The sequence below is a fragment of the uncultured Jatrophihabitans sp. genome (assembly GCF_964252635.1).
In the GTDB taxonomy this organism is placed as follows: Bacteria; Actinomycetota; Actinomycetes; order Mycobacteriales; family Jatrophihabitantaceae; genus Jatrophihabitans.
The window spans coordinates 1-7,802 of sequence record NZ_CAXUNP010000063.1; the positions used below are offsets into that span (position 1 = coordinate 1).

The window sequence follows — 7,802 nt, forward strand, 5'->3', positions numbered from 1 at the left end:
TGCCGATGCCGCCCGTCGACGCCGACTGGTGGCCTGCCCCGCCGCCCGCGTTGGGCGCGGTGACCCCCCCGACCCCCTTGGTGCTGGGGGGAGGGGTGTTGCCTCCCTGGCTGGCACGGGTCGCGGGGTCCGTCTTGACCTGCCACGTCATCCTGCTCGGCATGGCCGTTGTCGCCTGCGAGATCCCGGTGCTCATCTGCTTGACGGCTGCGTCGAGGTTCGCACCGCCACCGTCGGTGTCGTCGGCGATACCGGTGGCCTTCGCGATCACGCCAGGGGTGGTGACGTCCAGGGCGGCATTGCCGAGCGCCCCCCAACCGCTGGGGGACGAGGAGTCCAGGGCCTTCACGCTCGTGGCCATCGACGCGAGGCTCGACGTGCCCTTCTGCATCCCGTCGGCGGCGTCGTGCACCGACTTCGCCGAGGCCACGGCGAACCCGAAGGTCTTGCGGGCACGATCGGCGTCGTCGCCCTCCCACTGGGAGAAGGCGTCGTTGTAGGCCTGCTGGAGCCGGGAGTGCACGGTCAGCGCGTGGTCACGGATCCGGCCCCACGCCTCCGCCTTGTCCGACAGGGCGGTGGCGTCCAGCTGGCTCTGGATGTGTTGCAGGGCCTTCGCCTTCCCGTCGTGCTTGCTCGTGCCGTACCAGTTCGAGCCGGACGACCAGTGGTAATCGAGGTCGGAGGTCTCGCCGCCGCGCAAGGACGGGTCGTGGTACGCCGCTGCGGTGTCAGACGGATCGAAACTCATCAGTGGCCCCCTCGTCCGGTGGTGCCGGTACCGCCGGTAGTGCTGGTATTGGTGTCGTTCGCGCCGTCAGCCGCGTGGTGATCCGCCGTCATGTGCTTGTTGATCGTGTCGTTGAGCATCCCGATCAGCGCGCTGATGCCGCTCGTGACGTCGGGCCACGCCTGGTTGGTGGTCGTCACCGCGTCCTGGTAGCGCTTGTCGACGTCGTCGATACCGGCGATGTCGACCAGCCCGTTGTCCGAGGTCTGCGAGCCCAGGTTGGACTTGATCTCCTGGCCGATCGCGGTGAACGAACCCGGTGGTGGGTCCTGGACCAGGTTCTGCAGCGCCGTGAGGTCAGTGACCACGCTCTGCAGTTGCTTGACGTCGACTCGGCTCGGCTTGCTGGGTTGCGGTGCCATGGTTCTCCTCCCGGCTCAGGACCACGTCGCGTGCACGTCGGCGACTGCCTGGCAGTACCCGGTGTAGGCCGCCTCGGTGAGCGTGCTGATGTGTGCGAGCAGGTTGCTGAGGTCTCCCGCGGCCCGGTCCCAGGCCGCCTTCTTCTGCAGGTAGAGGTCGCGGGCCTGGCCGCTCCACGTGCCGATCATCGGCGCGAGATCCGACTCGAGACCCAGGAGCACCTCGTCGAACGCCCGCTTGTGTCCGGCGAGGTTGGTTGCCGCTTCGCTCAGGTATGGGTGGTTGACGTAGATGGGGTCCATGTCCGCTCCTTCGTCACTGCGCGATCGTGTTGCGCATGCCGATGTGGTCGCTGTTCTGCGCGTTCTCCTGGTTCAGGTACAACGCGTGGGTCTGCTGCAGCGCGGCCTGCATCTGGCGCAGGTTGGTGTTGATCGCGACCACGTCCGCCTCGAAACGGGCGTGCATGGAGCGGTGGGCCGCGGCGCCGCCGCCGGACCAGCCCTCCAGCATGGTGTTGACGTCGGCGCGCATCTTGCCGAGCAGCGTGTCGATCTGCTCGGCGGCAACGCCGATCTGACCGGCCGATCGCTGCATCGCGTCGGTATCGACTCCGTAGCTCATGGAAGATCAGCACTCTTTCGCGAGAGGCCGCGTGACGCGGCTGGGTCAGGCCCAGACCCGGATCGTGGCCTGGTGGGTGGTCGAGTAGTTCTCGTGGGCGGTGCCGACGGCCCGGCCCACCGAGTTGAGGACGTTCGCGAGGGACTGCGCGGCTTCGGTCCACTGCCGATGACAGGCGAGGTAGGACTCCTGCGCGGCGCCGCTCCAGCTCGCGATCATCGGCTTGAGGTCGGCCTCGAGCTGATCGAGGGTGCCCTGCAGTCGAGAGAAGGTCTGCTGGACGCCGGCCTGGCCGGACTCCAGCGTTCCCAGGTTGACCTCGATCTCGGGCATGGCGTGCGCTTCCCCTCCGCGTGCGTGTGTGTCGTGCGACCCGCCGGCCGGGTGGGTGATCGCCCACCCGGCCCGTCGGTCAGCTCCAGTTGGCCTGCGCCGCGGACTCGGCCGCGGTGTAGTTCTGGTGCGCGTCGTTGACCGCGGAACCGATGCTGTTCAGCACCTGCGACAGCGCGGTCGCCGCCTCGTCCCACTGCCGCTTGCAGGCCAGGTAGGACTCCTGCGCGGCACCGCTCCAGCTCGCGATCATCGGCTGCAGGTCGGTCTCGAGCTGCTCGATCGTGCCTGTGAGCCGGGTGTAGTTGTTCCGAATTCCGGTGGCGCCGGCCTCGAGGGCCTCGAACTTGACGCTGATCTCGCCCATGGTTATCCCTCTTCCGTTCAGCCGTTGATCTGACCGGCGAGCCCGGTCAGGGTCTGGGTCTGCGTGCTCTCCTGCCCGCCGTACGTGCGGTGCGTGGCCTGGAGGGCCTCGTGCATCCGGCGCAGCGCGGCGTTGATCTTGTTGGCCTGCGACTCGAAGGCCTCGTGGACCTGCATGAACGACGCCGCGGCCTCGCCACGCCAGCCGCCCATCATGGTTTCGACCTCGGAGCGCAATGCGCCGATGTGGCCCTGGATCTCGGTGGACGCGTTCTCCACCTTGGTGGCGCCGGCGGCCATGGCCTCCTGGCTGGTTGTGTACTGCGGCACGGTCGTTCCTCCTCGTGAGACGGTCGCGAACACCGGTGTCGGCGCCTGCGGCTGATCAATTTCCGTGATGACGAAAACGTACTAAGGGCATTTCCGGGTAGCCACCGGAAAGCGCCGTTTTTGCGCTTACGAAATGCTTATCCCCTATTGGGGATGCCATCAAAACACCGATTTAACACCGGTGGAGGCAGGGCCTCGGATCAGTCGGAGACCGGGGTGCGCGCGGCCACCGGATCGAGCGCGCGGCCGACCGGGATCAACGTCAGGAGCTGCGCCGGCACGGTCGTAGGGGTGACGTGGTCGTAGCCGAAGCCGCTGAGCACGCCGGCCGATGTGGCCGCGAAACGTTGCCCGGGCTCGGCGACGAGCGAGGTCGTGGTCGAGTGGTCGCTCGACCGCACCAGGGCCGCCTTGCCACCGGCGACGGCGACGCTGTCGGCGATGCCGCGGGCCGACAGCGCGGACTGCGAGACCTGCGGCAGCGAGTAGCTGGGCAGCAGGCTCGGTGGCGCGGCCAGCAACGGTGTGCGTGTGCCGCCGCGGTACAGGACGCAGACGCCGCCCCGCTGACGGGGAAGATCGCTGAGCTTCGGCACGGACGTCGGCAGCCCCGTCAGCTGCTGTTGGACGGCCTGCCAGTCGGCGGTCGACTGTCGCAGGTCGATGACGTCGCTGCGGGTGACGTCGACCGGCGCGGCGATGGCGTTGTCCGGCGGCAGCGGAACGGTCTCGAGCAGGCGCGCCTGCACCTCGGTGAGGTCGGCGACGCCGTCGGGCAGTACCAGCAGGAAACGGCTGTCGTCGGTGTCGTGCAGCAGCTGGCCCACCCTGATCGAACGGCCGGCGATCTGCGTCGGGTACGTGGAACCGGCCGCGGCGACCGTCGGGGTGCGCAGGGGTGTCCCCGCCTGCACGCCGTCGAGGAACGCCGTTCCGACCGTCAGGGCCTGCGCGGTGTTCAGCTGCAGCGACGCCGCGACCTTGCTCGAACCGATGGACAGGCGACGGCCGCCGGCGAGCAGGTAGTCGGCGCCGTCGGCCGCGGAACGGACGACGACGCCGTCGCCCGCACGCAGCGTCGTCGACCCGAGGCTGTCGCCGATCTCGACGGACACCTTGGTCGTGAGCGTGGTGCCGACGCCCGCCTGGGTGCGCGAGCACACGGTGAACGGCGAGGTGACGAGACCGCCCGCGGCAGGCAGCGAGGTGGGCAGCCCGGCGATGCCGATGGTCGTGCCGCGCTTCGTCCCGTCGAGCACGTCCCGGTCGACGTGCACGATCTTGGCGTGCTGCGTGCCGGAGACCGCCAGGACGGCCGACGCGTAGTTCAGGACCGGGTGCAGCACCCCGCCGATCCGCACATAGATCGCGGCCGTCTGGTTCTCGACGATGACGGCGCCGTTGGCCTTCCAGTCGTCGTCGGCCGCGGGCTTGATCAGGCCGAACACCGCGAAGCCGGCGACCACGAGGACGGCGATCATGATGCCGGACAGCGTGGTGACGGTGAGCCGGCGCATCGGCGCCTCGACCACGTTCGGCTCGCCGGTGACCAGGGCGGCCAGCGCGCGACGGTTCTGGAACCGGTAGGCCTGCAGCTGGTCGCGGCGCGTCTGCACGAGCGACAGGGTACGGCTAGCGCACCGCCGTGCGCCCCGAGATGCAATGATCAGCGCCCGACGACGGTCTGAGGCTGGGAGGGGCGCGTGCCGAGGTTCGCCTTCGCGCAGCTTGTGCTGCTCGAGCTGGCCGCGGCCGCGGCGCTGAGCGGCCTGGCCTACGGCGGCGTCTGGACGATCGTCGGTCCCTCGGTGGGTGCCGCCGTCCTGCTCGTCGCCGTCGTCCCCCTGCACCGGCGCTGGCTCTACCAGGCCGGTGCGTCGTGGGTCGGTCTCGTGCGTCGCCGTCGGCGAATCGCCGCCGGTGACGAGGGAGGCCTGGAGGCACTGGTCGGCGGCTACACCGTCGTGACCGTTCCGGGCGCGCGCAGCGGCGGGGACCTCGGCGCGGTACGGGTCGGGACGACGTGGTGCCTGCCGCTCGTGCTCGGGCTCGACGACGTGGTCAACGACGACGCCGCCGTGCCCGTCCGGTTGCTCGCCGAGCTCATGCAGGTCGAGGATGTGCCGCTGTCCAGCGTGCGGCTGTTCACCCTGACGACACCGGCACAGGTGGTCTCCGGCGCTCCGGCCGGACCCGACCACGCGTTGAGCCCGGTTGCCGCGCGGTACTGCCTGATCACGTTGGACACCCGCCGCGCCGCGGCGGCGATCGCCGCGCGGGGCGGCGGGGAGCAGGCGATGAACCAGATCCTGCGCCGCTGCGCGGTGCAGGCCGAGCAGACGCTGTCGACGGCCGGGCTGGCCGTCCGGCGGTTGCGCGAGCCTGCCGTCCGCAGCCTGTTCGCGGCCTGGATGGGACCGGCTGCTGCCGCCGGCGGCCGGCGTCGTGCCCGCTCGACCGAGTCGTGGGGCGAGGTCCGCGTGGCCGGCACCCGTTCGGTGTCGTTCGCCGTCGGCGGTAGCGGGTCCGACGTCCCCGACCGGGTGGCCCGGCTCGCGGCCGCGGCGCCGTCGGCGGTCGTCGGGTCGACGCTGCTCCTGCGCCGCCGGCCGGGCCGGGATCGCGGGCCGGCGGCGAGCGGTGCCCGACGGGCCCGTCTCGAGGACGTCGAGGTGGCGATGATCCTGCGCTTCAGCGTCCCGGACTCCGAGGCCGCGCCCGACTCCGGCCGGGCCATGATGCTGCTGGGCCGCGCGTACGACCTCGTGATGCAGCGCTCCGGCGGCGAGCAGGGCGCGCTGCTGGTGGCCACCACTCCGCTCGGCGTCGGTGAGCCGGCGTGAACGGGTCCAGGGCATGAAGCGGGGCATCCTCGACGTGCGCCTGGACGAGCGGGCCATCGTCGGCGCCCCGACCTCCGGCGTGCAGCTGGGTGTCGGCCGGGACGGTCCGGTGCGGCTGCGGTTGTTCCGTCTCAGTGGCACGCGCATGGTCGTGGCGACCCGGCCGGATCCGGTGCGGCTGCTCGTCCTACGCGTCGCCGCGGCGGGGACGCCCGTCCAGGTCGTCACCGACCGGGTGGGCGCCTGGCGTCCCCTTCTCGGCGACGGGGCCGGACATCTCGTGGGCGACACCGAGGCCCGGGCGTCGGCCGGAGGGGTCGGCCCGACACTCGTCGTGCGTGACCGGGAGGCGATCCGGGGTGCCGAGGAGGTGCAGCCCTGGCAGTGCCGGCTCGAACTGCGTCCGCGATGGACACCCGCGCAGCTCGTCGGCTTCGCGCGCGGCGACGTCACGGTGTTCGGGGCGCTGCCCGCCGAGTTCGTGCCCGGCGTGGCCCGCGCCTTCGACCTCCCGGTGCGCGCCGCCGAACCCCTGGCCCGCCTCGACGCGACCTCGTTCGCCGTCGTCCGCCGCGGGCACGTCGACTACGTGACGCTCGACCCGACACCGGCCGAGGCCCAGGCGCTGGCCCGCGCGGCTCAGCTCGCCAGCTGACGCACCGCCCCGTAGACGCCCATCACGCCCAGGGCGAGCGGGATGACCGACAGCACCAGCAGGGACTCGACGACGTCGGCGGCACGGCCGACCGGCGGGGCGTAGCGACGCCCGGGCAGCACCACCGCCAGGCCCAGCGCAACGAGGGCGGCGACGGCCGCCGGAACCGCGAAGGCCAGCAGGCGGACGGTGCCGTGCGCGTCCAGGACGGCCGCCACGAGCTCGGCGCCCAGCGCGACGGCTCCGGAGACGAGCAGCAGGACCCGCTGCCCGCGTCCGGTGAACAGTCGGCCCCGCAGCAGGCAGATGACGCCGAGCACGACGGCCAGGATCTCCTCGGAGACGCCCTGGCCGGCGAGGGCCACCGCCGAGCCCGCGATGGCCAGCGAGACGCCGCCGACCAGACCCGTGAGGAACTGATCGGCGCGCACCGCCTGACCCAGGATCTGACGGGCGTCCACGGTGCCGGTGTCCCGGCGTAGGTCCGCCGCGTCCAGCGGGATCACCGGCAGCGGCAGTCGGGAGAGCCGGAACGACAGCGTCGGCAGGAAGGGCGAGAAGGCGAGGCCGACGGCGGCGATGACGCCGGCCGTGGCAGCCGGGCGCAGATCGAAACCGGTGGCGACCGCGGTGCCGATGGCGGCGAGCAGGGTCAGCGCGGCCACGGCCACGAACCCGCCCAACCCGTCGCCGAGCACGATGAGCAGCACGACGGCCGCGAGCAGCGCGACACTGACGCCCACCAGCGCCTGCGGGGCGCCGAAGTCGGTGAGCTGCCGGTGGCCGCCGAGCGCGGTGGCGCCGCAGCCGGCACCGTAGGCGATCGCGAAACCGGCCGCCGTCAGGGCGGCGCCGCGGAGGTGGAAGGCCCGGCCGACCGCGACGGACGCCGCGCCCAACAGGATCGCGCCGACCCCGAGCGTGATCGACGACGCGACCCACGTCGGTCCGACGAGCAGGGCGATCAGCGCCGTGAAGACCAGCAACGCGCCCGCGAACACCGTGGCCGCACGCGCGGTCTGGACGGCCGTCCACCGGCTGGTGCGCGTGAGGACGCCGTCGGCGACCGCGTCGAGGACGTCGTCGAAGGCCAGCTCGGGCAGCTTGGTCGACCGGGTGCGCAGGTGCAGCACGTCGCCGTCGACGACACCGTTCGCCGCCACCGTCTCAGCCGGGTTCAACGGGTCCTGGCCGGCGCGTTGCAGCACCCAGCCGCCCTCGCTGGCCCCGAGGTCGGCCGCATCGGGGCCGAGGCTCGTGACCACGATCGTGAGCAACTCGGCGACCGAGATCTGCACCGGGACGGCGAGGTCCACCCGCTGGGTCGAGGAGATGATGGTCAGCCGACAGCTGTTGGCCACCACGTTGGCCGACGTCGAGACGGTCACGGCGTCCTCACTCCGTTCGGCCGGCAGAGCCCCGGCATCTTTGGTTCGCTCCGCAAGCGTCGCTCACGACCTCACTCCGTTCGGCCGGCAGAGCCCCGGCATCTCTGGTT

The 7,802-nt window shown here is 71.7% G+C and carries 11 protein-coding genes; 2 read left to right on the top strand and 9 right to left on the bottom strand.

Annotated elements, in window-relative coordinates; genetic code table 11:
- The 8 genes from ACFFCA_RS18595 to eccB form a co-directional block, all read right to left on the bottom strand.
- Positions 1-751 (bottom strand): hypothetical protein (locus tag ACFFCA_RS18595; RefSeq protein WP_375487550.1); only part of this gene is annotated, 751 nt, incomplete at its 3' end.
- Positions 751-1,152, bottom strand: coding sequence for a hypothetical protein (locus ACFFCA_RS18600; protein WP_375487552.1), 402 nt, complete (start codon positions 1,150-1,152; stop codon positions 751-753). The genes ACFFCA_RS18595 and ACFFCA_RS18600, both read right to left, overlap by 1 nt.
- A 15-nt stretch (positions 1,153-1,167) precedes the next feature.
- The gene (locus tag ACFFCA_RS18605; protein WP_375487554.1) at positions 1,168-1,455 is read right to left on the bottom strand and encodes a WXG100 family type VII secretion target; all 288 of its coding nucleotides are present in this window, start codon (positions 1,453-1,455) and stop codon (positions 1,168-1,170) included.
- A gap of 13 nt (positions 1,456-1,468) precedes the next feature.
- Positions 1,469-1,777 carry a WXG100 family type VII secretion target gene (locus ACFFCA_RS18610; RefSeq protein WP_375487556.1) on the bottom strand — a complete coding sequence of 103 codons (309 nt, stop codon included), beginning with the start codon at positions 1,775-1,777 and terminating at the stop codon, positions 1,469-1,471.
- 45 nt (positions 1,778-1,822) lie between these two features.
- Positions 1,823-2,110: a WXG100 family type VII secretion target gene (locus ACFFCA_RS18615; protein WP_375487558.1), complete on the bottom strand. Its 288-nt coding sequence runs from the start codon at positions 2,108-2,110 to the stop codon at positions 1,823-1,825.
- 79 nt (positions 2,111-2,189) lie between these two features.
- A complete protein-coding gene (locus ACFFCA_RS18620) occupies positions 2,190-2,477 on the bottom strand; it encodes a WXG100 family type VII secretion target (RefSeq protein WP_375487560.1) in 288 nt (95 codons plus the stop codon).
- A 17-nt stretch (positions 2,478-2,494) separates the two neighbouring features.
- Positions 2,495-2,806, bottom strand: a complete 312-nt coding sequence (locus ACFFCA_RS18625; protein WP_375487562.1) for a WXG100 family type VII secretion target — start codon at positions 2,804-2,806, stop codon at positions 2,495-2,497.
- 200 nt (positions 2,807-3,006) lie between these two features.
- A complete protein-coding gene (eccB, locus tag ACFFCA_RS18630) occupies positions 3,007-4,422 on the bottom strand; it encodes a type VII secretion protein EccB (protein ID WP_375487564.1) in 1,416 nt (471 codons plus the stop codon).
- 87 nt (positions 4,423-4,509) lie between these two features.
- Between eccB and ACFFCA_RS18635 the strand changes: the two genes are divergently transcribed.
- A complete protein-coding gene (locus tag ACFFCA_RS18635) occupies positions 4,510-5,649 on the top strand; it encodes a type VII secretion protein EccE (protein WP_375487566.1) in 1,140 nt (379 codons plus the stop codon).
- A gap of 13 nt (positions 5,650-5,662) precedes the next feature.
- Positions 5,663-6,304, top strand: coding sequence for a hypothetical protein (locus ACFFCA_RS18640; protein WP_375487568.1), 642 nt, complete (start codon positions 5,663-5,665; stop codon positions 6,302-6,304).
- Here ACFFCA_RS18640 and eccD read toward each other — a convergent pair.
- On the bottom strand, positions 6,289-7,692 hold the full coding sequence (gene eccD / locus ACFFCA_RS18645) for a type VII secretion integral membrane protein EccD (protein ID WP_375487570.1): 1,404 nt from the start codon (positions 7,690-7,692) through the stop codon (positions 6,289-6,291). The genes ACFFCA_RS18640 and eccD overlap by 16 nt on opposite strands.
- Positions 7,693-7,802: the final 110 nt, after the last annotated feature.